Source organism: Aneurinibacillus aneurinilyticus ATCC 12856 (genome assembly GCF_000466385.1).
Lineage (GTDB): Bacteria > Bacillota > Bacilli > Aneurinibacillales > Aneurinibacillaceae > Aneurinibacillus > Aneurinibacillus aneurinilyticus.
The window spans coordinates 1-586 of the sequence record NZ_KE952716.1 but is presented as its reverse complement, the minus strand read 5'-3'; the positions used below and the strand labels follow the sequence as shown (position 1 = coordinate 586).

General features: G+C 33.4%; 1 protein-coding gene. It reads right to left on the bottom strand.

The window, feature by feature from the left end; genetic code table 11:
* A partial coding sequence (locus HMPREF0083_RS29935) for a MerR family transcriptional regulator (protein WP_476726772.1) occupies positions 1-169 on the bottom strand: 169 nt, incomplete at its 3' end.
* Positions 170-586 lie beyond the last annotated feature (417 nt).

Here is a 586-nt window from a genome sequence, read left to right as displayed (position 1 = left end):
CGGCACGAATGTAATAAAGGTGGTGGTCTGTGTACACTCTTTTGTTTCCGACAAGCTCTAAAGGGGGAATTATCCCTATTTGTGTGCAGTACCTGACTGTACGTAAATTTATATTCTGACCTTCACTCTGTAAAATATCTGTAATTTGTTTTGCTGTATAAGTATGCATAAGGGTCATCTTTTTTATACAGTTAACTGTTTCAAAAACTCTATAGTGTTATATTTACAGTATACTGTAACAAAAGGGGATTAGTCAACCAAATAGTGGAATTGTTTATTGAATGATGTACTGACGAATAAAATGCCTCATATTATTGATTTTACAAACTAAATTCGATTTTCCTAACAAAGAAAAAATTTACTATATCCTCCTTGTGTTCATAAACTAATGATATATGCTATGCAAATAAACAAGGATACCCAGCACGTTGTTCTTGTGATTTGGATTTAATTACATGTGCTAGACGAACTGATGAAGCCGGTACAGATCGTGTGATTAGTGCATTTATGCTAAAACGTTCCTATTACCGTTGCTATACTAGTTAAAAATAAGGGGCTGTCCAATAAGTCCCCAAAATAAAAAGTT